This window comes from Jeotgalibacillus malaysiensis (assembly GCF_044789845.1).
Lineage (GTDB): Bacteria > Bacillota > Bacilli > Bacillales > Jeotgalibacillaceae > Jeotgalibacillus > Jeotgalibacillus malaysiensis_A.
In genome coordinates this window covers 3,302,103-3,327,686 of record NZ_CP085252.1, presented here as the reverse complement: position 1 = coordinate 3,327,686, position 25,584 = coordinate 3,302,103, and the positions used below count along the sequence as shown (strand labels likewise).

Annotated in this window: 18 protein-coding genes and 1 riboswitch; of the genes, 14 read left to right on the top strand and 4 right to left on the bottom strand. The window is 41.8% G+C overall.

The window, feature by feature from the left end:
• The first annotated feature begins 131 nt into the window (after positions 1-131).
• The 7 genes from LG330_RS17205 (at position 132) to iadA (ending at position 12,904) form a co-directional block, all read left to right on the top strand.
• Positions 132-896 (top strand): polyphosphate polymerase domain-containing protein, encoded by a 765-nt coding sequence (locus tag LG330_RS17205; protein WP_404406036.1) that lies wholly within the window; start codon positions 132-134, stop codon positions 894-896.
• On the top strand, positions 896-1,579 hold the full coding sequence (locus LG330_RS17200; protein WP_404406034.1) for a DUF4956 domain-containing protein: 684 nt from the start codon (positions 896-898) through the stop codon (positions 1,577-1,579). The genes LG330_RS17205 and LG330_RS17200 overlap by 1 nt, the downstream gene beginning before the upstream one ends.
• Before the next feature lie 351 nt (positions 1,580-1,930).
• Positions 1,931-6,508 carry a glutamate synthase large subunit gene (gene gltB, locus LG330_RS17195; protein ID WP_404406032.1) on the top strand — a complete coding sequence of 1,526 codons (4,578 nt, stop codon included), beginning with the start codon at positions 1,931-1,933 and terminating at the stop codon, positions 6,506-6,508.
• A gap of 18 nt (positions 6,509-6,526) precedes the next feature.
• Positions 6,527-8,014, top strand: a complete 1,488-nt coding sequence (locus LG330_RS17190) for a glutamate synthase subunit beta (RefSeq protein ID WP_404406030.1) — start codon at positions 6,527-6,529, stop codon at positions 8,012-8,014.
• A gap of 136 nt (positions 8,015-8,150) precedes the next feature.
• Complete coding sequence (locus tag LG330_RS17185; RefSeq protein WP_404406028.1) at positions 8,151-10,184, top strand: catalase; 2,034 nt, start codon at positions 8,151-8,153, stop codon at positions 10,182-10,184.
• A gap of 103 nt (positions 10,185-10,287) precedes the next feature.
• On the top strand, positions 10,288-11,721 hold the full coding sequence (locus tag LG330_RS17180; RefSeq protein WP_404406026.1) for a DEAD/DEAH box helicase: 1,434 nt from the start codon (positions 10,288-10,290) through the stop codon (positions 11,719-11,721).
• A 10-nt stretch (positions 11,722-11,731) separates the two neighbouring features.
• Positions 11,732-12,904, top strand: a complete 1,173-nt coding sequence (gene iadA / locus LG330_RS17175; protein ID WP_404406024.1) for a beta-aspartyl-peptidase — start codon at positions 11,732-11,734, stop codon at positions 12,902-12,904.
• A 55-nt stretch (positions 12,905-12,959) separates the two neighbouring features.
• Here iadA and LG330_RS17170 read toward each other — a convergent pair whose 3' ends face one another.
• On the bottom strand, positions 12,960-13,571 hold the full coding sequence (locus tag LG330_RS17170) for a YIP1 family protein (protein WP_404406022.1): 612 nt from the start codon (positions 13,569-13,571) through the stop codon (positions 12,960-12,962).
• A gap of 327 nt (positions 13,572-13,898) precedes the next feature.
• On the opposite strand from LG330_RS17170, the gene LG330_RS17165 reads away from it, so the two are divergent.
• Entirely contained in the window at positions 13,899-15,077 is a 1,179-nt protein-coding gene (locus LG330_RS17165; protein WP_039812385.1) for a ParM/StbA family protein, read from the top strand.
• 10 nt (positions 15,078-15,087) lie between these two features.
• Positions 15,088-15,630 carry a hypothetical protein gene (locus LG330_RS17160; protein WP_404406020.1) on the top strand — a complete coding sequence of 181 codons (543 nt, stop codon included), beginning with the start codon at positions 15,088-15,090 and terminating at the stop codon, positions 15,628-15,630.
• Between the two features lie 327 nt (positions 15,631-15,957).
• Here LG330_RS17160 and LG330_RS17155 read toward each other — a convergent pair whose 3' ends face one another.
• From LG330_RS17155 to LG330_RS17145, 3 genes are all read right to left on the bottom strand, one after another.
• Positions 15,958-16,158, bottom strand: coding sequence for a hypothetical protein (locus LG330_RS17155; RefSeq protein WP_404406018.1), 201 nt, complete (start codon positions 16,156-16,158; stop codon positions 15,958-15,960).
• Positions 16,159-16,177: 19 nt separating this feature from the next.
• Positions 16,178-17,404, bottom strand: a complete 1,227-nt coding sequence (gene pepT / locus LG330_RS17150; RefSeq protein ID WP_404406016.1) for a peptidase T — start codon at positions 17,402-17,404, stop codon at positions 16,178-16,180.
• A 78-nt stretch (positions 17,405-17,482) separates the two neighbouring features.
• A complete protein-coding gene (locus tag LG330_RS17145; RefSeq protein WP_404406015.1) occupies positions 17,483-18,061 on the bottom strand; it encodes an ECF transporter S component in 579 nt (192 codons plus the stop codon).
• A 133-nt stretch (positions 18,062-18,194) separates the two neighbouring features.
• Positions 18,195-18,329, bottom strand: a riboswitch (FMN riboswitch).
• A gap of 348 nt (positions 18,330-18,677) precedes the next feature.
• Here LG330_RS17145 and LG330_RS17140 point away from each other — a divergent pair.
• The 5 genes from LG330_RS17140 to LG330_RS17120 all read left to right on the top strand — a co-directional run bounded on the left by LG330_RS17140 (position 18,678) and on the right by LG330_RS17120 (position 25,482).
• On the top strand, positions 18,678-20,459 hold the full coding sequence (locus LG330_RS17140) for a S9 family peptidase (protein ID WP_404406013.1): 1,782 nt from the start codon (positions 18,678-18,680) through the stop codon (positions 20,457-20,459).
• 413 nt (positions 20,460-20,872) lie between these two features.
• The gene (locus LG330_RS17135; RefSeq protein ID WP_404406011.1) at positions 20,873-22,957 is read left to right on the top strand and encodes a right-handed parallel beta-helix repeat-containing protein; all 2,085 of its coding nucleotides are present in this window, start codon (positions 20,873-20,875) and stop codon (positions 22,955-22,957) included.
• Between the two features lie 395 nt (positions 22,958-23,352).
• The gene (locus LG330_RS17130) at positions 23,353-23,982 is read left to right on the top strand and encodes a hypothetical protein (RefSeq protein WP_404406009.1); all 630 of its coding nucleotides are present in this window, start codon (positions 23,353-23,355) and stop codon (positions 23,980-23,982) included.
• A 125-nt stretch (positions 23,983-24,107) separates the two neighbouring features.
• Complete coding sequence (locus LG330_RS17125) at positions 24,108-24,860, top strand: YveK family protein (protein ID WP_404406007.1); 753 nt, start codon at positions 24,108-24,110, stop codon at positions 24,858-24,860.
• Positions 24,823-25,482, top strand: a complete 660-nt coding sequence (locus LG330_RS17120; RefSeq protein WP_404406005.1) for a CpsD/CapB family tyrosine-protein kinase — start codon at positions 24,823-24,825, stop codon at positions 25,480-25,482. Before LG330_RS17125 ends, LG330_RS17120 begins: the two co-directional genes overlap by 38 nt.
• Positions 25,483-25,584: the final 102 nt, after the last annotated feature.

Below are 25,584 nucleotides of genomic sequence, written 5' to 3'. Positions count from 1 at the left end.
GAAGCTTGTCGCACTTTTCTAATCTCTTTCTCATAATTCTCTCACCGTTCTGTCATATTACGAAACTATGATATGAATATCCCTTTAAAAATATGGATCAATAACAATCAAGGAAGGAGGAAAACTGGAAGATGGCTATCGAAATTTTTAGCAGACGTGAACAAAAATACTTAATCACTACTCAGCAGTACTTATCTTTAGTTAAAAAAATGTCTCCTTATATGAGAGCAGATAAAAATGGAACAGACGGTAAATACACGGTAACAAGTCTCTATTTCGACTCTCCAGATCAGCAAATTTACTTTGAAACAAAAAACAAACTGCGTTTTAGACAAAAGCTGAGGCTCAGAGTATATGATGATGCGACGTTAAACAGCACTGCTTTTTTTGAGGTGAAACAAAAACATAACAACGTAGTCAATAAAAGGCGGATGCTGATACCGCTCAAGGAAGCATACGAATATCTTAACAGGCGTAATCCGGGGGATCTTTCAACTTATCGAACTACAAATATTCAGGTGTTTAAGGAGATTGATCATTTTAAGCGTTATTACCGGCTGCAACCTGAAATGGTTGTCAGTTATGACCGTCACGCTTTTCACTGTACATGGGATCCGGATCTGAGAATTACATTTGATTTAAATCTGAGATGCAGAAACGATGATTTGAAAATTGAGAACGGTCCACATGGAGATTTGTTCGTTGACCGGGAACTGGTCGTAATGGAGGTTAAAGTAACGCATAGCGTACCACTATGGCTGACAAAAATATTGCAAAACCTCTCATGCGAACAGCGGAGTGCATCAAAATTCTGTACAAGTATGGAGCTTTTAAAGGGAGACTTAATTCCGGGGTATGGGGAACTGGAAAAAATTAAATTTGGAGGAGTGGAATGATGGGGAATCAATTAGATCAGTTATTTACGTTTGGTGCAGCAGAGGGGTCGTCATTCAGTATGACATTTATTGCAATGGCTACTGCAGCACTACTGAGTTTTGTTATTACAATGGTCTATCAGAAAACGTTCACAGGAGAGCGTTATTCGCAGGATTTTGTGCACACCATCATTATGATGAGCGTCGTTGTTTCAGTGGTAATGAATGTTGTGAGTGGTAACGCAGGTGTAGCATTCGGGTTATTTGCGGTATTCTCTTTGATCCGTTTTAGAAGTGCTGTTACTAATGCTAAAGACATTGCTTATATTTTCTTTGGTTTATGTGTTGGCATGACTTGTGGCCTGTATCAGATTGGTCTGGCATTTATGTTAACAATTTTTGCAAGTCTAATATTTTATCTTCTGTATAAATTTGATTATGGAAAAGGCAAAGATACGCAGCTTCTAAAAGTAACTGTACCTGAAAATCTGAACCATGAGCAAATGTTTGATGATATATTAAAGCGCTATACTGAAAGCTATGAACTGAGGCAAATCGAAACAACTAATCTCGGAACAATGATCCAATACACCTTTGCAATCAGAAGTAAAAATGAGACAAAGGATCAGGATCTTCTGGATAGATTAAGAGAAAAAAATGCAAACTTAAAAGTATCTCTGGCTTATTTGCAGGCTGTTGACTAACAAATCCATCCAGCGTCTTCCCACAATCAGGAATTGGGAAGGCGCTGTTTTGTATTGGAAGAGTGTTTTTTTATAAAAAATTATCTTTTTTTCGAATTTTTCTTCATATTTAAAGAAACGTATACATATCAAGGGATAAAAGGGTTTTATGAATACCTGCAATCCTTTAATGACAGCGTTTTCATTCATTTTTATTCATAAAAATGCAATGAAAATCGTTATCTGAATTTTATGTTAATGTTATTTTCATGATATACTAGTTCGAAAATGAAAGTACTATGGGCAAATGCCTCTCTTCACCTCAAATGAAGAACGACTTTCACACTTTTAAAAAAGAGAGGGGACGTTTAGATGAAAAAGACTGGTTATCCGGATCCGCAGGGTTTATATAGCCCGGAACTCGAACATGAAGCATGCGGTATTGGTATGATCGCCAATATTAATGGGGAAAAAACGCATAATATCGTTCAGAATGCGATTAACATTCTATGTAACCTCGAACACCGTGGAGGTCAGTCAGCCGATACAAGTACCGGTGACGGAGCCGGAATCCTGACACAGATCCCACACCGATTCTTCCAAAAACAATGTGAAAAAGAAAATATATTTCTTCCTGACTCAGGTAAGTACGGCGTAGGAATGGTTTTCCTGCCTCAGGAACATAACACGAGAATGAAAAGTAAAGAGTTAATTGAACAGATCATCCAGGAAGAAGGTCAGGGCTTCCTTGGCTGGAGACCGGTACCGATCAACGATTCATTCGTAGGTAAGGTCGCAACAAAATCAAAACCTGCGATTCGCCAGGTATTTGTTGAAGCTTCTGACGACCTGCAGGATCAAATGGATTTTGAACGCAAGCTGTTTGTGATCCGCCGCAGAATTGAACGTGAACTGCCTGTGATTGAAGGCTTTGAAGATGTATATGTGAGCAGTCTTTCAACAAGAACCATCGTGTACAAAGGGATGCTGATCCCGGAACAGCTGGATTCTTTCTACATTGACTTGAATCACCCAGACTTCAAATCCGCGCTAGCGCTAGTCCACTCACGTTTCAGTACGAACACCTTCCCAAGCTGGAAACGTTCCCACCCGAACCGTTATACGATCCATAATGGAGAATTTAATACGCTCAGGGGAAATGTGAACTGGATGAGAGCACGCGAAAAAATGTGTGCTTCTGAACATTTTAACGAAGATGAACTGCAAAAAATCCTGCCGGTCATTGATGACGACGGAAGTGACTCTTCAATGTTTGATAATGCATTTGAATTCCTGCATCTGTCAGGACGTTCACTTGCGCACACCGCTATGATGATGGTGCCTGAGCCATGGTCAAATGACAGTACAATCCGCGAGGAAAAGCGAGATTTCTATCAGTACCACAGTACGTTAATGGAGCCTTGGGATGGACCTGCTGCGCTTGTAACTACAGACGGTAACCAGATCTGTGCCTTCCTTGACCGTAACGGACTTCGCCCTGCGCGTTACTACGTGACAAAGAGCGGAATGATCGTACTTGGATCTGAAGTAGGCGCACTTGATATTTTTGCTGATGATATTGAATACAAAGAGCGTCTCACACCAGGAAAGATGCTGCTTGTTGACCTTGAAAAAGGAACGATTATTCCTGATGAAGAAGTGAAGCTGCAAATTGCTTCTGAGCAGCCTTATAAAGAATGGCTGACAAACCTGAAAGATCTTGAAGAGCTGGAAGAACCAAAAGAACTGGCACCTGAAATTACAGGAGAAGATCTGGCAGAGCAGCAGGTTGCGTTCGGCTACACACGTGAAGAACTAAATAAAATCATTAAGCCGCTCGTCTCAGACGGAAAAGATCCTGTCGGGTCAATGGGCTATGATTCACCAATCGCTGTATTGTCTAAAAAGCCTCAGCTTTTATATAACTATTTCAAGCAGTTATTTGCGCAGGTGACAAACCCGGCGATTGATGCAATCCGTGAAAAGCTGATCACAATGGTGGAAACGACAATTGGACCTGAAGGAAACCTGGTTGCACCAGGACCTGAAAGCTGTAAGCATATCCGACTTAAAACACCAATTTTAAATAATAAAGAGCTTGAATCTTTGCGTCAGCAGAACCTTGATGGCTTTGGGGCCGTGACAATCTCCACGCTGTTTGATGCAAAAGAGGGCAGCCTTGAGCCGGCGATGGAAGCCATTTTTGAAAAGGCTGACCAGGCTGTAGCAGACGGAAAAGTATTATTTATCCTTTCTGACCGCGGTGTCACATCAGATCAGGCAGCAATTCCTGCATTACTTGCTGTAGCGGGTCTTCATCATCACCTGATCCGTCAGGGCACGCGTACAAAGGTTAGTATTTTAATTGAATCCGGTGAACCGAGAGAAGTTCATCATTTCGCAACGCTGCTCGGTTATGGGGCTGAAGGCATTAATCCATACCTTGCGTTCGAAACGGTTCGCGACTTGATCAAAACAGGTGAAATTGAAGGTAAAACACATGATGAAGCTGTTGAAAGCTATATCAATGCAGCGACAGATGGTGTCATTAAAGTGCTCTCAAAAATCGGAATTTCAACGATTCAGAGTTACAGAGGCGCACAGATATTTGAAGCATTCGGTATCCACCCTGATGTAGTAGATAAATATTTCACAAGAACGCCGTCAAGAATCGGCGGAATCAAAATGGATATGATCGAAAAAGAAGTGCTTCTTCGTCATGAGCGCGCATACAAAGATAAGCGTGCCGGTACGCCAAGCCTGGATTCAGGTGATGATTACCAGTACCGTGCAGATGGAGAACATCACACGTATAACCCGAGCACGATCCATACATTGCAGCATGCCTGCCGTACAAATGATTATGCTACATTTAAGAAATACTCACAGCTGCTTGCAGGAGAAGGTGCAAACCTTCAATCGCTGAGAGGGTTAATGAGATTTAAAAAGGGACAATCCATCCCAATTGAAGAAGTTGAATCTGTAGAAGCGATCTGCCGCAGATTTAAAACCGGTGCAATGTCTTACGGCTCTATCTCACAGGAAGCGCACGAAGCACTTGCGATTGCGATGAACCGTATCGGCGGCCGCAGTAACTCAGGTGAAGGCGGGGAATCCCCTGAACGCTTTAAGCCATCACCAAATGGAGACTCGCGCCGTAGTGCGATCAAACAGGTTGCATCAGGCCGCTTCGGTGTAACGAGTCATTATCTTGTCAACGCAGATGAGATTCAGATCAAAGTTGCGCAGGGCGCAAAGCCTGGTGAAGGTGGACACCTGCCGGGTAAGAAAGTATATCCATGGATTGCGGAAGTGCGTGGATCTACAACAGGTGTTGAACTGATCTCACCTCCGCCGCACCATGATATTTATTCAATTGAGGACCTTGCAGAACTGATTCATAACCTGAAAAATGCAAATCCGAGCGCGCGTATCAGCGTGAAGCTTGTATCAGCTGTAGGTGTCGGTACAATCGCTGCCGGTGTTGCAAAAGGACGTGCTGACCTTGTTCTGATCAGTGGCTATGACGGTGGTACTGGTGCTGCACCAAGAACGAGTCTGAAGCATACTGGTCTTCCATGGGAAATCGGCCTTGCAGAAACGCACCAGACACTGCTTTTAAATGGTCTGCGTGACCGTATTGTGATTGAAACGGATGGAAAAATGATGACTGGACGTGACGTTGTCATGGCTTCTCTGCTTGGCGCAGAAGAATACGGCTTCTCTACAGCACCACTTGTTGTGCTTGGCTGTATCATGATGCGCGTATGTCACCTGGATACTTGTCCGGTTGGTGTCGCAACGCAGAACCCTGAGCTGCGTAAAAAGTTCACGGGTGAAGCTGATCATGTTGAAAACTTTATGAGATTTATTGCAATGGAAACACGTGAAATCATGGCAGATCTTGGTTTCAGAACAGTGAACGAAATGATCGGGCGCACAGATTTCCTTGAGCGCAACCCGAACATTGATCACTGGAAAGCTGGGGACATTGATCTTTCTCCACTGCTTTATTCACCGGATCTTCCGGCAAAAGTAGGCCGTTATCATATGCAGAATCAGGATCACGGACTCGAAAAGACGCTTGATTACCAGGAACTGATTCCACAGGCGAGAAAAGCGATTGAAGAAGGGGAGAAAGTCTTCTTTACAACGGCAATCCGTAACATTAACCGTGTAACTGGATCAATGCTCGGCAGTGAAATTTCACGCCGCTACGGTGCAGAAGGACTTCCTGAAGATACAATCAACTTTACGTTTAAAGGGTCAGCAGGGCAGAGCTTTGGTGCGTTTATTCCTAAAGGCATGACGCTTCGTCTCGTTGGGGATGCCAATGACTTCGTAGGAAAAGGATTATCCGGTGGTAAAATCATCGTTCATCCGGATCCTGTTGTCACATTCCCGCCTGAAAAGAACATCATCATCGGTAATGTAGCATTCTATGGTGCATCTGATGGTGAAGCCTACATCCACGGGGTAGCAGGAGAGCGTTTCTGCGTCCGTAACAGTGGAGCGGAAGTGGTCGTTGAAGGTGTTGGAGACCATGCATGTGAATATATGACAGGCGGACGGGTTGTTGTGCTCGGAGAAACCGGTCGTAACTTTGCAGCCGGCATGTCCGGCGGGGTTGCATACATTTTTGATGAGAGCGGCTCATTCAGAGAGCGTTGTAATGAAGAGCTTGTCCTTGTTGAACCGTTAGTGGATGCTCAGGAGAAACAGGACGTTTATAACTTGATTGAAAAGCACGTTGAATATACAGAAAGCGGTCACGGCAAACGGATTTTGACGTACTGGGAGAAGTACTCAGAACAGTTTATCCGCGTTGTACCGAAAGCGTATCTGAAGATTAATACACGTATTTCAGAACTGATTGAAAGCGGCTCAACGAAGGATGAAGCAGAAATGACTGCATTTGAAGAAAGCAAGCGTGAAGCCGTTGCGCACTAATCTTTAAGGAGGGATTTGATGGGGAAAGCTACTGGATTCATGGAATATGAACGTCATTCGCAGCGTGAGCGTGATCCTAAAGAACGAATTAAGGATTGGAAAGACTACACGGCGCGGATGCCTGAACAAGAAGTGAAGCTGGAGGGGGCGCGCTGCATGGACTGCGGCGTGCCTACCTGCCACACAGGAACAGAAATCAATGGACAGACAACAGGATGCCCTGTTAACCACTTAATCCCTGAATGGAATGACCTTGTCTATCAGGGTAAGTGGAAGGAAGCGCTTGAGCGTGAGCACGAGAAAAACAATTTCCCTGAGTTCACAGGTATTGCGTGTCCTGCACCATGTGAAGGCGCATGCGTACTCGGGATTAATGAAGATCCTGTCGCTATCCGTACAGTCGAGCGTTCAATCATCGAGCGCGGCTTTGATGAAGGATGGGTTGTACCGGAACCACCTGAGCAGCGCACTGGTAAAAAGGTTGCTGTTGTCGGATCGGGTCCTGCTGGTCTTGCTGCAGCAGCTCAGCTGAATAAAGCTGGCCACTGGGTTACTGTATTCGAAAAGAGTGACCGCGTTGGCGGACTGCTGACATACGGGATTCCTGAAATGAAGCTGCCGTATGGTGTTGTTGAACGACGCGTGAATATCCTGAAACAAGAAGGCATTCAATTTGAAACAAATGCGGAGATCGGCGGGAATGTACCTGTACAGAAGCTGCGTGATGAATTTGATTCAATTATTCTCTGTGGCGGTGCTCAGGTACACCGTAACATCCCTGTAGAAGGCCGTGACCTGAAGGGAATTCATTATGCAATGGACTTCCTTCATGCCAATACAAAGAGCCTTCTTGATTCTAACCTTGAAGACGGCAACTACATTTCCGCTAAAGGAAAAGATGTGATCGTAATCGGCGGGGGAGATACAGGAACTGACTGTCTGGCAACTGCAATCCGCCACGAGTGCAGCAGCCTGACTCAGTTTGATATCTATGATAAAAAAGGATCGATCCGCGATGCGATGGGCAATCCGTGGCCACAGTATCCAATTGTACACCGTATTGAATACGGTCAAAAAGAAGGAGCGGCAAAATTCGGCTCTGACCCGCGTGCTTTCGCTGTACAGACAACTAAATTTGTCGGCGATGAAGATGGCAACGTCAAAGAAGTACACACAATCAACGTTAAGCTTCGCATAGATGAGAACGGCAACCGTATCCGTGAGACGATTCCAGGTACAGAAAAAGTCTGGAAAGCAGACCTTGTCCTGCTTGCAATCGGCTTCAGCGGACCGGAGCAGGGACTCATCCAGCAGCTTGAGCTTGAAACAACTGAACGTTCTACTGTTAAAGCTGAATACGGTGACTACCGCACAAACGTAGAAGGCGTATTCTCAGCAGGTGACATGAGACGCGGACAGAGTCTGATTGTCTGGGCAATCAACGAAGGCCGTGAAGCAGCGCGTGAATGCGACCGCTATCTGATGGGCTCGACAGTATTACCATAAAACTGCAGGCACCTCACTTTTAAAGTGAGGTGCCTTTTAATTTCGAAAAATTTCGTAATAATTTGTTTGTCGAAACAATTAACAGGGAAACAGATAAAGGCAGTTTCATCACATATTTACATAAGGAGGAATAACATTGAGTAACGAAAACCCGAACAAAAAGCAGCAGCAGCTCGAACAGTTCAAAACAGACGACTCCGGTAAAAAGATGACAACCAATCAGGGGCTTAAAATATCAGAAGACGAATTTTCACTGAAAGCAGGTGTCAGAGGGCCGACCCTTCTCGAAGACTTTCACTTCAGAGAAAAAATGACTCACTTTGACCACGAGCGTATACCTGAACGAATTGTTCACGCGCGGGGGTCAGGTGCCCACGGTGAATTTGAATTATATGAATCACTTGAAGATGTGACGAAGGCAGGTTTTTTAACTGATACGTCGCGAAAAACGCCTGTGTTTGTGCGTTTCTCAACAGTAGCAGGATCGAAAGGGTCAGCTGATCTTGCACGTGACGCACGGGGATTCTCAACAAAATTTTACACAGATGAAGGGAACTATGACCTTGTAGGGAATAACATCCCTGTATTCTTTATTCAGGATGCCATTAAATTCCCGGACCTTGTACATGCAGTGAAGCCTGAGCCGCATAACGAAATTCCACAGGCAGCTTCAGCTCACGATACTTTCTGGGATTTTGTAGCGAATAACCAGGAATCTGCACATATGGTGATGTGGACAATGTCTGATCGTGCCATTCCCCGAAGCTATCGTATGATGGAAGGCTTTGGTGTGCATACGTTCCGTTTTATTAACGCAGAAGGAAAAGCTCATTTTGTGAAATTCCACTGGAAGCCTGTACTTGGTACGCATTCTGTTGTATGGGATGAAGCACAGAAGCTGAACGGGAAAAATCCTGACTTCCATAAAGCAGATCTGTTTGAATCAATTGAAAACGGCGACTATCCGGAGTATGAGCTTGGCGTACAGCTGGTTTCTGAAGAAGATGAATTCAAATTTGACTTTGATGTACTGGACCCGACTAAGCTTTGGCCGGAAGAAGATGTACCGGTACGAATTGTCGGTAAAATGACACTGAACCGCAACCCGGATAACTTCTTTGCAGAAACTGAACAGGTGGCATTCCACCCTGGACATCTTGTGCCGGGGATTGATTTTACAAACGATCCACTGCTTCAGGGACGCCTGTTCTCTTATACAGATACGCAGCTGATCCGTCTTGGCGGTCCAAACTTCCATGAGCTTCCAATCAACCGTCCTGTATGCCCGTTCTTCAACAATCAGCGTGACGGCTATGGCAGACAAACCATTAACAAAGGTAAAGTAAGCTATCATAAGAATTCACTTGCGAACAATACGCCAGAGCCTGCATCACCTGAAGAAGGCGGATTTGAACACTACCAGGAGAAGATGGAAGGACGTAAAGTCCGTGCGAGAAGTGACAGCTTTAAAGATCATTTCTCTCAGGCTACTCTTTTCTGGAACAGTATGAGTGCACCGGAAAAAGAACATATAAAAAATGCTTTCAGCTTCGAACTTGGAAAATGTGAAAGTGATTCTGTCCGACGACAGGTTGTTGATATGTTTGCAAATGTCAGCATAGAGCTTGCGACTGAAGTAGCGAAAAATATTGGTCTTGAAGCACCTCAAGGCAGTGATTCAGGTGTAACAAAGTCATCCCCTGCACTAAGCCAGGAAAACACCGTTAAATCTGCAAAGACGCGTAAAGTATTGCTGATTGCAGGAGACGGATTTGAAGGTAATGTACCTTCAATCATTGAAAAGCTTGAAGGCGAAGGGATTGAAGTTGAGATTGTAAGTGAATCAATGGGTGTACTGAAGGGTACAGACGGTTCTGAACTGAAAGTGGATCAGACCTTCCTGACTGCTGACTCAGTACTCTATGATGCACTATACGCAGTAGGTGGTAAAGACCTCAGCAAAAAGTTTGTTCAGACGACCTCTTACTTCCTGAATGAAGCGTTTATGCACTTTAAGCCAATTGGTGCAACGCATGAAGGAACGAAGTGGCTTGAGGCAAATGATATTGCAGACAGCCCTGGTGTGATCCACGGTAATGATGCAGACAGCTTTACCCATTCATTTGTTGAAGCAATCAAAGCGCACCGTCATTGGAGTCGTGAAGTTTAATTGAATAAGTGACCATGCTGTCCGCATCTAATCAGATGACGGGCAGTTTTTTCTGTTCACTCCGTGGTATACTAAACAGCATCACTCAATAAAGGAGCAACACATGACAAACACCTGGCAACAATTTAATCTCAGCCCTTCCATCACAGAAGCACTTGAGAAACTTTCATATACAGCACCAACAGAAGTACAGGAGCAGGTCATCCCTGCCATAAAAGCCGGTCACGATCTGATGGCAAAAGCACAGACAGGGAGCGGCAAAACAGCTGCTTATGCGATTCCAATAAGCGATGAAGTCGTCTGGGAAGAAAACAAACCTCAGGCACTGATCATCACCCCAACACGTGAACTGGCAGACCAGGTCCGACTTGATGCACTGGCGATCGGCCGTTTCAAACGTCTGAAAGCAGCAGCATTATACGGAAGACAGCCTTTTGCGAAGCAAAAGCTTGAACTGAAGCAAAAAACGCATATTATATCAGGAACACCAGGCAGACTGCTCGATCATTTGGAAAAGGGTACGCTGGATCCTTCTAAGTTAAAATATGTCATTATTGATGAAGCGGATGAGCTGTTTAACAGAGGATTTATTGAACAGGTTGAAGCGATTATGGCCTTCATGCCAAAAGAGAGGCTCACAGCGCTCTTCTCAGCGACTTTCTCTGAGGAAGTAGAGTCATTGGCTGCTAAATGGCTAAAAACGCCAGAGCGATTCGAAATCGCTTCTCAGCATAAAGTGGAAGATCTGATTCAGCATTATTATATGATAACAGAAGAAAAACAGAAATTTGAGTTGTTAAAACAGGTAACAATGAGCGAGAACCCTGATACATGCATGATCTTCTGCCGTACACAGGACCGGACAGATGAATTAACAGAGCGGCTTGACCGTGCTGGATATTCATGCGACAAAATTCATGGCGGTATGGTCCAGGAAGAGCGCTTTGACGTTATGAATGAATTCAAACGGGGAGACTTCCGTTATCTCATTGCAACGGATATTGCTGCCCGTGGCATTGATGTAGCCAACGTATCGTTAGTCCTAAATTACGATCTGCCCCTTGAGCTTCCTGCATATACGCATAGAAGCGGCCGCACAGGAAGAGCAGGTCAGAGTGGTAAAGTGGTCTCATTTGTAGAAACAGGCCGGGAAGATGACCGTCTGGCAGCCATTATCGAATATACAAATGCTAATCTGATTGAGCTTCATTCAGTGCCGCCTGCTGACATTGGTGCTTTCTGGTCTAAAATGGAGGAGCAGCAGGAGCGTAAGACAGCTGCGATTGAAAAAGTAAGTGAAGATATCCTGAAGATTTACGTGAATGGCGGTAAGAAGAAAAAGCTGAGAGCGGGGGATTTTGTCGGTACGATCACAGCGATTGATGGTGTGACTGCTGATGATATTGGCATTATTACAATCGAACCGACCTGCTCATTTATCGAAATTCATAATGGTAAAGGTCATAAAGTAATCAGCGCTTTGAAAGAAACCACGATTAAAGGCAAGAAGCTTAAGGTATATCCTGCAAAAAAGTAGGAGGGATTTCATGATTACACTGATAAAAAATGCAGATGTATATAACCCTGATCCTCTTGGGTTTAAAGATATTTTAATAGCTGATAAACGAATAGCTGCAATAGAAGATCATATTGACCTACCTCCTCAAACCCCTGGACTTACCGTGATTGAGGCTGATGGAAAAATTGCAGTTCCGGGGTTTATAGACTCACACGTTCATATTATAGGAGGTGGAGGGGAAGGCAGCTACAGGACGCGTACACCTGAACTCCAATTAACAGATGCCACACTGGGCGGTGTCACAACGCTAGTAGGCGTGATTGGGACGGATGGAACAACACGTACTATGCCATCTCTGATTGCCAAAGCGAGAGCACTTGATGAAGAAGGTATCACCTGTTACGTCCACACAGGTTCTTATCAGGTCCCTGTCAAAACGCTGACCGGAAAAATAGAAGATGATTTAATGCTGATCGACCGCGTCATCGGGGCAGGGGAGATTGCCATCGCAGACCACCGTTCCTCACAGCCGACTGTACAGGAGCTTGCTAAAATTGCATCTGCTGCAAGAATTGGCGGTATGTTATCCGGGAAGGCAGGAATCGTCAATATTCACGTGGGTGACAGTTATGATCACCTGTCATTGATTGAGCAGGTTGTCGAAACAACAGATATACCGATTAAACAGTTTTATCCGACACATATAAACCGAAATTCTCACTTATTTGAATCGGGAATAGAATATGCGAAAAAAGGTGGTTATGTTGACTTTACAACCAGTACAATCCCTAAGTTTCTTGACGAAGGGGAAGTAAAGGCAGCTGCAGCATTAAAAAGAATGCTTGAAGCAGGTGTAGATCCATCCTTGATTACATTTACATCTGATGGTCAGGCAAGCCTTCCCGATTTTGATAAAAATGGTGAGTTAATCGGTTTACAGTTAGGGAAAGTGAGCTCATTATTCAAGGCGGTTCATGAATCGATTACTGCTGAAGGGCTTGAACTTAGTGCTGCTATTAGTGTCATTACTAAAAACCCTGCAAAAATTCTAAAGCTTTCTCAAAAAGGAGAAATTGCTGCAGGGAAAGATGCTGATATAGTGCTTTTAGATCAGCGAAACTTTCAAATTGACAGTGTTTTTGCGATGGGTAAGCCTATGGTAATGAACAATAAAGCTGTTGTCAAAGGAACATTTGAATAAACACACATAAAAACGCTTCTGAATTCTATTTCAGAAGCGTTTTAGTATAGATTTTTTACATTAAACTAACCCCTACAATCACTAAGATAATAGGTATGAACAGTATTGCAAGTGATACACCAATCACTAGTGATACGCCAAACCCTCTCCAGCTTGAAAAGTTGTGGACTACACCAATCATTTTACTGGTAATGACAATATTCCATATGCCTACCGTCATCATAATGACATTTAAGGTCAGTGATGCACCCAGTGGAATAGAAGAGAACTCATTCCATGCTGGTGCCTGAAAATACATCTCTCCGTAAATCAGGATATAAATAATTAAAACCGGCAGTATGAATACATTAGGGATTGCAGTTACCGCAATTGCTTTTCTCATATCCTCCAATGTCCCGGTTCCATTCATCCACTTTCCGACTAATGTAAACAACCAGCTTCCAATATAAAACCCTATAAATCCAAAGACTGGTCCGGATATGAGAATTAAACCAGTAACTAATAAGAGTGACATCCCTTCTATGTAACCAGCTTCCTGTAACCCATTTAAAGTTGATGTGTACGAAGATATGATGAATAAAATAATCGAGTATTTCACACTCTTATTTTCAATCACATAATTTGTTGTGCTTTTTGGTTTGAACCACACTGTTAAAAATGGATTCATTTTCTAACGCCTCCCTTTTATTTTAGTACGAATGAACTGACATTTAGTTTCATATTTTACCTAAAAATAGACAGAATCATGATTGTGTACAAAAACGTATACAAGTAAACAAATTGTAAACATTATGTATACATTATTGTACACATGTAAACAAGTATGTACACATACTGATATAAAAGCATGTGTACATATATGCAAACAAGTATACAGTATTGTAAACAACAAATCTGATTTTTCAGTACTTATGATTGATTGACGTTTTACCTTCTCTTATATAAAGTTAATAGGAGCGGAGCCAATCCGTAGATTTATTTCAGGAGGTTTATTATGACTAAGACAAGAATTGCAGCAGTTGATGTTGGAAATGATTCAGTGAAAGCTTTATTTGGCCAATCAGACTATGAACTCAATATCCCCAATGTTATAGCTAGAGATCGCGAGGATCGTCCGGTAATCGGAATTGAAGATCTTCACGAAAAAGATCCACTGGACGGCTTACATATCCGCGTTCACTCCCCTGCCCTGCAGGACAATAACGCAATTTATCGTGTGGGTAACCTTGCAACAAAGAGTGATAATGCGACAGAATTGGACCCGGGCAGCAGCAAATCAGAAGAGGATCAGTCACTCGTATTGCTATTTGCAAGTATTGCACTTGATGCAGCACGTGCTGAGAGCGGCTTTGAAGCTAAAAATAACGTGATTGATGCAACTTATACACTTGGAACAGGTCTGCCTCTCAGAGAAGTAAAAGAGGGTAAGGACGTAGGTTTCCGTTCTCAGCTGCTTGGATCCGTTCATCAGGTGGAATTCCTGGTAACACCAAAATTCCAGGGTAAGAAAGTAAATATTAAATTTGAAGAAGTAAAGGTCTATCCTGAGGGGTTTGCAGCGTTTATTAACCTAGTAATGGACAATGAAGGCAAGATCATCAACCGTGACCTGATTGATAAGCAGATTCTGATTCAGGATATCGGCGGATTATCAACTGATATCGCTGTCATTCGCAACCGCAACGTTGATGACGACAAGGCGCAGGGCTTCAATCTGGGTGTATCTGAATCACTTGAAGCAATCCGTGAAGAAATCCGTTCACGCCACGGCGTAGAGCTTGATACGCGCCGTGATGTAGTGGATATCATCACGAAGAAAAATGACCGTAACCACATCATGGTGAAGGGTTCTCGTACAAGCGTACATGATATTACTGACCGCATCCTTCTTGACCTTGCGAAAAAAGAATATCGTCACCTGCGCAACGTATGGGCTAAGAATTCACAGACAGAGATCTGCTACTTTGTCGGCGGTGGTTCAATGGTGTTAAAGGACTATCTGAAGACGCTTAATAATAACCTGGATGGCTACAACATTGACTTCTTTGAAGACGAGAAAGAAAGCATCTGGATGATGGCTAACGCTTATCACAAGCTGATTAATGACTTTGTGCGCAGAAACAGTAAGGAAGCTGCTCCTAAGAAAACTGAAGCGAAAGCAGCTTCAAAATAAGGTGTATTAAATGAGTGGTACGATCAAGAAGGGACAGGCGATTACCTTTCGCCTGCCTTCTGATACACCGGACCATTTGCTGAGGGAATTGCAAAGACTGAAAGAGGCTGAGAAAAGAAACTTCTCAAGTAAAATTGCAGAATTTGCACTTGAAGGACTCGGTAAGAACTCTCAAAAAGAAAGAGAAACCATTACCGTCCCGATTCCAAAACAGCTATCCAAAGAACAACGGGCATGGCTCAGACATGCACACTCTGAAGCCTTGCTTGGTAACATCGTCTATCAGCTGTTAAATGACCCTGTAAGAGCAACAGCAATCCTGGCGTCCATGAACAGCACCTCTTTATCTGTAGATGAGGCACTCTACCTGCAGGAAGATGAGCAGGAGCCTGTTAGAGAGCCACAGTCAACACCGCCTGTTCAGCAGACACCTGAATTTGATGACCTGGACTCAATTGATTCAATCGAAATTGAGCGTGAAGAAATTCAGGAAGAAAAAGAAGAAGATTTAGATGACCTTTTAGGAAGTTTCTTGGATAAAATGAATAAATAAATGATTAAAAAGGAATCTATTGGATTAGATTCCTTTTTAATTTTATTAACTAATTTACATATTTTATAAAAATATTAATATATTAAAGTTATAGTTATGAACAGAAGAGTGTTAAGTCATGTTTGAAAAATAAATTATTTGATGAATTACCAATTCAGTGGAACGAAACGTAAGGCGGCGACTCCGGGACGATTAGTGGGAAGCTGAGACCCCGCAAGGCGAAGCCTGAGGAGGCTCAGCAACCACCGTCCGGAAAGCGTCCGCCTGAAGTGTAGTGTAACGATTAAAAAAAGCGGAACATTTTTATAAATGTCCCGCCCCTAAAATCTATTCTTCCAAACGACCCTCTGCTTTCATCTTCCTGCGTCGACTGTTCATAAATAAAATAACAGCTCCGACTGTAGAGAAAAATAAAACCATATAATCAAATGGTACAGGATCTTCTTTCGTTACGATCAAATAAAAAATTCTGATTGAATTTATGAGTAAAACAACACTTAAAATTAAATCCAGTTTTCTTAAGTCCACAATGTACCCCTTTCAAAAATCACTTATCCACATGTGGAAAAAGTTTAGCGATTTCGACAATCACTTGAGACGCTTTTTCCATGTTATCCACAGAGATATACTCAAATTTCCCGTGGAAGTTCTCTCCACCAGTGAAAACGTTCGGTGTTGGCAACCCCATATATGAGAGCTGGGAACCATCTGTACCACCGCGGATCGGCTCAATGATCGCATCGATACCAAGTGAATTCATCGCTTCTTCAGCAATATCCACGATGTGTCGCACAGGCTCAATCTTTTCACGCATATTGTAGTACTGGTCTTCAATTGTCATTTCAACAGTACCTTCACCGTGCTTAGCGTTTACTTCATCTGCTACGCGCTGCAATGTGGATTTACGTTTTTCAAATTTATCACGGTCATGGTCACGGATGATGTATTGAAGCTCCGTTTTTTCGACATCCCCATTCATCTGCATCAAATGGAAAAAGCCTTCATAGCCGGCCGTAAATTCAGGCGCTTCATTTAAAGGAAGCATCTGATTCAGCTCCATTGCAATCTTTAGTGAGTTCACCATTTTATTTTTAGCTGTGCCTGGGTGAACGTTCGTCCCATGAATCGTCAGCTTTGCGCCGGCTGCGTTAAAGCTTTCGTATTGAAGTTCTCCAAGTGGACCGCCATCAATTGTATAGGCGTAGTCAGCATCAAAGCGTTTTACATCAAACTTGTGAGGGCCGCGGCCAATTTCTTCATCCGGTGTAAAAGCAACACGGATTCTGCCATGCTTGATTTCAGGATTTTGGATCAGGTGTTCCATTGCTGTTACAATCTCAGCAATACCGGCTTTATTATCTGCACCTAACAGCGTTGTGCCATCAGTTGTGATGAGGGTGTGACCTTTGTATTTGCTCAGCTCAGGGAACTCAGCAGGTGACATTGTCACTTTTTCGTTTAACTGAATATCTCCACCGGTATATTCAACTACCTGGGGATTTACATTTGTTCCTGTAAAATCAGTCGCTGTATCAACGTGTGCAAGAAAGCCGATCGTTGGAATGTCACCTTCAGTATTTGCAGGAAGGGTAGCCATTAAATAACCGTGGTCATCTGTTTCAACGTCTTCCAGGCCAATTTCTTTAAGCTCTTTTTCTAAATGGCGAAGCAGATCCCACTGCTTTTCAGTGGAAGGTGTGGCAGGAGAATTTGGATCAGATTGTGTATCGATTTTTGCATATGTAATCAAACGGTCCATCAATTTCTGTTGCATGAGTCAACCTCCAGCATTTTTCTTTATTATAGCATGTAAAAGCACCAGTCAGGGAAACGCCCGACTGGTGCTTATCTGTTAAACGGGTCCGGTTTGCAGAGACTGCTGACGGATCCATGGCTTTAATTTTACGAATAACGGTATAAACAGTGCTGCGACACATGCTGATTTAATTAAGTTAAATGGAATAATCGCGCCGGTTGTCAGTCCTAATTTAACAGCTGGATCAAGCATGTAATCCATTCCAAAGAACCACGCATACGCAGGCAGAATCAGAAAGTAATTCAGTACTGCAAGCAGCAGAACCATTAATATAGTTCCTGCTACAAGCCCTTTAGCGAGTGCGCTTTTTGTTTTGCGTTTGTGGTAGAAGAACGCTACCGGCAGGATGAAGGCACATCCGGCAATAAAGTTTGAAAGCTCGCCGATAGGAACGCCACTGCCTTTAAAAAGATAGTACAAAATATTCTTTAATGCTTCAACAATCACACCAGCCATTGGTGAAAACATGATTGCTGCAAGTAAAGCAGGCACATCACTGAAGTCAATTTTCAGGAAATCCGGTAAAAACGGAAGTGGAAAATTGAGCATCATCAGTAAGAATGCCACTGCGCTAAGCATGGATAGCTTAACTAAAAGTTGTGTGTTTTTTAACATGAGTAGCTCCTGTCCTCGTTCCACACAGAAGTTTCGGCTTCGTACACAAATAAACCCTGCAGATTCGGCGCAATCAGCAGGGAGAATTCAGCACGAAATAAAGGGTCAGCTTTTGCAAATCCCTTATTCTTGCCTCCATCTTCTCCCATCCAGACTATACTGTCGGCCTCCGGTTCTCACGGAGTCAGCAAATAGCTCCCTATTCGCTCGCGGGCTCACTCTTACATTTACCGCCGGTCGGGAATTTCACCCTGCCCTGAAGATGGAACGATATTTAGTTTAGGATTTTAGTATAGCGCAGAGTGAATTCTTATTCAATTTAAAAGTTTTGCGCTGTAAGTTTGGCAGTTGATTTCCGTTTCAGGGGGACGCTTTCCGCGGCCGGGCGGTGAGCCAGCAGGCTTCGCCATGCTTGGTCTCACACGTCCCTTCCTGCCGCAGGAGTCGCCCCCTTCCACTTCAATCCCCTGCTGTGCAAAAACTAATATTGATTTTTATAAATAACATACCTAATAAGAAAGTGAAAATGTCCTACAAAAATGATAAAAATAAAGGATTATTAGTACATTTAATAGAATATTACGTAGAACGAAACAAACAGGGAGGATTTTATTAGATGATTAACTTCAGACAGCCGGATGTTGAGAATTTTTTTCAGACATTCGGCATTCAGACATTTACAGTAAATAAAGAAGAAACACAGCTCGTATTCAGTACAAATCTGAACGGGAAATATAACCTTTGGGCAATGGATCTGCCAAATGCATTTCCATACCCGCTCAGCTTCCATAATCAGAGCTGTTCAGAACTTGCGTACGACAAGCAGGGGCGCTACATTCTGGCAATTATGGATCAGGACGGGGACGAGAATGGTCAGATTTATGCCGTACCGCCAGCGGGTGGAAGTCTAGAACCGCTTCGTACGCATGAAGGTGCCCGGCACATGGGACTGAATCTGAGTAAAGATGGTGAGCGACTGTATTATACTTCTACTAAAGAAGATCCGACTTACCTCAAGTCGTATTGCTATGAGCTGAAAGAACAAGAAGAAAAGGTTATCCATGAAGGAACCGATGCAGCAACGTATCTTACAGCAAAAAGCCCTGATGAACAGGCGATTGTCTATGTAAAGCACTATGCAAATACGTATGTCCTAGCATTTGTAAAAAAGGACGGTCAGGAAATTTATCTGACGCCTGATCGTAAAGAACAGCATACAGTTTCAGGAGTAGAATTCGTTTCAGATCAGCAGATTTATTTTACAACGAACTACGGTGAGGATTTCTCCTACCTTGCCCGCTTTAACTTAAAGGATGAATCATTCGAAAAAGTTGCTGCAATAGAAAAAGAAGACTTCGACGGCGTTTACTATGACCAATCTTCAAACAGCCTCTATATCAGAGCTGAAAAAGGTGTGAAAGACAAGCTGTATCAATTCGATTTGAAAGAAGAAACGTTAAACGAAATTGATATCCCAACCACTGAAATTGCAGGACTGAAGGTAGCGGACTCAGGCAACCTTTACCTCGCAGGCAGAACCGCTGTCAGACCGGCAAACATTTATATGAGAAAAGACGGCCAGTGGAAGCAGCTGACAAAGTATAACGTGCCGGGCGTAAAAGAAGAGGATATGGCAGAGCCTGAGCTTCACACTTACAAGTCATTTGACGGACTGGAAATCGAAGCACAGTTCTTCAAAGCGAAGCCTGAAAACAGCAATGGTCATGTCATTCTATGGCCACACGGCGGACCACAGGCGGCAGAACGTGCAACATTCCGTTCTCTGTTTCAATTCCTGGTCTACCGCGGCTACAGCATATTCGCACCAAACTTCCGCGGCTCAACAGGATACGGACTGAAGTTCTCTAAAATGGTCGAAGGCGACTGGGGACACGGCCCACGTCTAGATAATATTGAAGGACTGGAATATTTATTTAAAAAAGGACTCGCAGACCGCGACAAAGTCCTGCTCATGGGAGGAAGCTACGGCGGTTACATGGCACTGCTCCTGCACGGCCGCCACGCAGACTACTTCAAAGCAGTCGTCGACATTTTTGGACCATGTAACCTGTTCAGCTTTATCGAATCAGTCCCCGAACACTGGAAGCCGGTCATGAAGCAGTGGGTTGGAGACCCGGTAGAAGATAAAGAAAAGCTGACAGAGGATTCACCGATTGAATACCTGGATTCAATGACTAAACCAATGTTTGTCATCCAGGGTGCAAAGGATCCGCGCGTGGTCAAAGCGGAATCAGATCAGATTGTTGAAGCGCTGAAAGGAAAAGGGCGTGATGTGAAGTACCTTGTGCTGGATGATGAGGGGCACGGATTTTCGAAGAAGGCGAATGAGATGAAGGTTTATGAGGAAGTGCTCGAGTTTTTTGATCAATATATTTAAGGTTGAATCCGTCTGATTATATCAGGCGGATTTTTTTGTATAGATCTGAAAAAAATGGAGAGAATAAAAGTAAGTGGTTAGTTTTTCTGAGATAACGTTATATTTTCATTATGTAGAACAAAAATACACTGGATTTAATGAAAAATGTATATTTAAAGATTTTTTGTTTTTCTAACAGATAACTATCTTTAATTCAAAGTAATGTTTATTGGTAATAAGTTATAAAGAAATAATGATTGATAAATAAATCACTTTAAAATTCATATTAAAGGTAAAAATATAATAACAAAATACTATTTTTAATGTGAAAAAATGTGTATTTATAACCTTTATTTACATATGATATTTCTGTAATGTGAAGTAGATTACATTTGTTGCGCTGTCATGTGAAATTTTACAAAGGAGCTTTAACGATGAAAAAACATCTATTTTTCACACTATTAGCATTCACAATTGTTGCAATGCTTCCAACTATTGTTTCTGCAGAAGGTGTTACATCTTCTATTCAGGAAAAGGTTTATGTCTTAACAGATCAAGAGAAAAAACGCTGGGGAATCAGCGACGATGCGTCCAACCCTGTAGAAACAACAGCTGGATGGAACCAGGCACTGAAGTGGGCTGGCGAGCAAGGATATACGACTTTCCGTGTTGAGGATGGGCATTATTTGATTGCGAAGGGAGAAAAAATTCATGACCAGAAAGCTAGAATTAATATGGTTGGAAACATGAAACTTTCTCTCGATAAAGATGTTGTGTTAGAAAAAGAAACAAATCAGTGGGAGGCATATAGTCTTTTACACGTAGGATCTGTTGAAAATGTGATTATCGAAGGCGGACAATTTGTTGGAGATCGTGAGACACACGACTACTCAGTTCCGGGTAAGGGGTTATCCGGAACTCATGAATGGGGAAATGGCATTAATCTTAGTGGTTCCAAAAACGTAATTATTAATGACGTAAAAATGAAAAATTTCTCAGGGGATTCAATGGAGATTGCTGGATCTATTTCAAGTGGATATTATATTAGGCATACAGATGTAACAGCCGGAGGAATTAATAGTGACGGAACTTTTAATAACGATACTGGCAAGGTAAGATCTGATAATAAAGAATTAACTGATCTAAATAAATCTAATAAAGAATTGAACTTCTGGTTGCCAAATGGTGTTGGTAAGAAAGGTTTCGATATCTATTATTATGATCAGAATGATCGTTTTATTTCAGCTGAAAAAGACTTATCTTTCTTTAAGTCAGCATTAAATGTTCCTGAGAATGCTGCTTATTATCATGCAGTATTCGACGGTGAGGTAAATGACAGTATCAAAATTAATCCCGTTTATATTAACAGAAGTCAAAATGTACAAGTTCTAAATTCTGATTTAGGTTATAGCAGAAGACAAGGAATTAGCGTAGTGGGTGGAAAAGATATTCTAATTAAAAATAATCGTATTCACCATGTTAAAGGTACTGCACCTCAAAGTGGAATTGATCTTGAAGGTGGATTCTATACAAATAAAGATATAAAGATTCATTCAAATCATTTTCATGATAACAATAAGTATGATGTAATTTTATTTGATGGTAGTCACGCAGAGGTTAAAGGTAACTTGTTTGAATCTAATGCCATAGGAGTAGCTGTCTCAAGCCCTTTTGATTATGCATCGATTATTGATAATAAGTTCAAAAACGCAGGTTTACTTGTGGTTGGAAATCAAAGCGAATTTAAAAAAAACGATATGGAAGATTCGAGCGTAAGATTAAGTGGATCAAAACTATTATTTGAAGGAAATCAACTTACTAACACTTCTCTTCACATGAGCGGTAAAAAAGATTATGACATTACAATAAAAGATTTAAATGCTCATAATAGTGATGTATATATTGATGATGAAGCAGTAAAATTTGCTAATGTTCATATCAGTGGAGAAGAAGGTACACTTCATGGGCCAGGATCAGCAAAAAGCACTTTTACAAATTTAAAAGTTTCTGGATTTAACTCTTTGTCATTACCAGCAGGTGTATATGACGGTTGTTCTTTTATAAGTGAAAATGCATCAGTACAAATCAATAAAAACAACCGCTACAAAATAAATAATTGTAAAATTGAATCGAAAAGTGACTTACTTTCAGTAAATAACCAGCCAGAAGTAGAAATTAAAAATAGTATATTTACTTTAACTGAAGATATTGGTTATGGTGCAGCGCTTTTTATACGTGGAGCTAAAAAATTTGAACTGAGTCAATCTGATATTTATGCAAAAAACAATACGGTTACACATACACCAGTCATGAAATTTGGACCTTATGGTTCTCCTAAGCCCTCTAATATTCATAATGTATCAATAATGGACGTTAATATTTATGGGAATCCTAAATATAAAAATGTGATCGGACTTGATACAACTAATTCGGGAACTGATGCACCACCATACAAATTAACTAATGTTAATATTCATTACGGAAAAGCAATCTTAAAACCATCTGATCAAATAAAATAATCATACACTGTGTAGTATAAATAAAGTTTAATTAGTTATTTAATGGAGCTGAAAATTTTGGATTTCAGCTCCTATTTTTTATTATCTACATAGGATCTCCAATTAATACAAATGTTCAGGCTTGACAAAAAATTACACCACATGTTAAATTCGAAATGTTCTTTATATAGAACAATCGAGCGAACGGAGGTGTCTTATGCGAGAAGAATGGTCAAAGCCTACATTACACTGCCTGGAAGTATCTTCAACAATGAAATTTTGGGGTGGTGGGCATCATGGTGGAGGGTGGAAAGACAAGGACGATGAGGATGATATCGACCAAATGTCTTAAGCCTTCACTTATCGACAGCCGGAGAGAGAGGGTGTCTCCGGCTTTAAAAAAGAGGTGAACCTTTGTGTATAAAATCATTACTACTCCTGAAGAGGAAGCTGCATTTAGAGGTATATGGAATAAGGCCACGGCTGAAGCGGGCTGGTTGGATGACCCATATTATCAGGAAGCTGTTCGCTATTTTATTTTACACAACTCGCATAAAAACATCATTGGCACCATAGAGTTTGTACCTTGCACGATGATACCTGCTGAAAAAATAAATTACAGATACTCTTCTGGGGCTTTTTTAAAAGACACTGTCTGGGAAATTGATCGTGTTACACTTGTTGAAGGATACAGAAAAAAAGGATTTATGAAATACATTTTTAAAGCGATCAAGCATCATTATAAGACCTACCAGCCAGAAGGTTATATCGGATTAATGGATAAGAAATTCTATGATAACATTCAGAGGTTTTGTGGAAGTGACCTTAAAAAAACCGGACCGGTCTGGCGCAATCAAAATTCTGCATTAGTTCCGGTGTATTTTCCTGTAAAAGAAATCGCCAAAAGAAAAAAGTACCTCTATTATGCCAAAATTGCTTTTTATTACTCTTATTTAAATTATAAAAAGCTAAGAATAAAATGGGTACCTGGTCTGAAATTAAGAAAGGTTAAAAAACGTATTGACATGTTCTTTATAAAGAACTAAAATGAGAGAGAATATAAATCTATCAGAATAATCTATATTTATTTTAATTGATAAGGCGAAAAGCCTAATTTTTTTAACTAAATCGTTCTTTATAAAGAAAAAGTCAAGAGTGGAAGGTGATAACGTTGAACCAGAAAAGTAACGGCTCATATACACCAGGATCCAGGGATATAAATCTACTGGAATACATTCAAGTTATTAAGAAGAGGCTGATTCTAATCATTCTTCTCGCAGTTGCATTCGGAGGGTTAGCGTACTATTACAATAATTTGAATTACTCACCATTATATCAGACGTCAACACGGGTAATTATTACGTCAACTGATGTATCCATGAAGACGCTCATGGTAATGATGAAGGATCCAACAGTTATGGATCAGGTAGCAGCAGATCTGGGAATTGATCGTTCTCCGCAGGCGCTGTCTTCTCAGGTTACAGTCGAGCAGCTGGATGAATCACAGGTTGTAAGTCTATCAGTTACTGACAGTGACCCCGAATTGGCTGCAGCGATTGCAAATGCTACAGCAGCAAACTTTAAAGTGCAGGCACGCAGCTTATTAGCATTTGAAGCAGTTCAATTACTGACAGAAGCGCAGCCTAATTATGGACCAATTAATCCAATCAGTAACCGGACTGTCTATATGGCAGCAGCAGCAGGGTTCGCTCTAGGAATCGGACTTGCGTTCTTTATGGATACCTTAGATAACGCAATCAGAAAAGAAGAAGAAATTGAAACGTATCTTGGCATCCCGGTCATCGGTAAAATCCCGGACGGCAGAAAGAAAAAGGTGTTAAAGCAGCCTAGAAAGAAAGTAACACCAATTAAAGGCGGTGAAACGATTGATATTGCAAAAAAAGCAGTCGACAGCGGCAGATAAAAAAAGAAAGCTTTATACGTTTTTATATCCGGATTCGGGTATGACCGATCAATTTCACACAATGCGAACCAATATTAAATTCTTAACTGAAAATAAATCAGTGAAGACAGTTTTATTTACCTCATCAGCTAAGAAGGATGGCAAAACAACAGCAGCTGTTAATCTGGCTTCCTTATTGGCACACCAGAAAGAAAAGGTGCTGCTGATTGATGCAAATTTAAGAAATCCAGTGATCCATCATTACTTCCAGCTGGAAAACAACGAAGGACTAACAGCTGTTTTAAAAGGCAAAAAGCATTTAAATGAAGTATTGATCAAAAATGATTTAAATAAACTGGATGTGTTAACAGGCGGTCAGGGTGAATACAATCCGGCAGAGCTGTTGAGCGGGGAACAGATGAAGCAACTGCTCCAGAAGGTTTCTCAGGATTATGATGCAGTCATTATTGATGGACCGAATATGATTGATTACACAGAAACCAGGGTTTTAGCGCATATCTCAGATGGTGTCATTATTGTAGTCAGAAGAGGCAAGACACTGATCGACCGGGGCATTGAACTAAAGCGGATCCTTGAATTAGCACATGCAAATATCATTGGTGCGATTATTAATAATCGTTAATTTTTTCGATTGAATGTTCTTTATTAAGAATAAACAGTGATGTCTCCTGACTGTTATCAATGGAGGCACTCGTTCATGCTGTGGGTTGGAAAAACCTTAGAC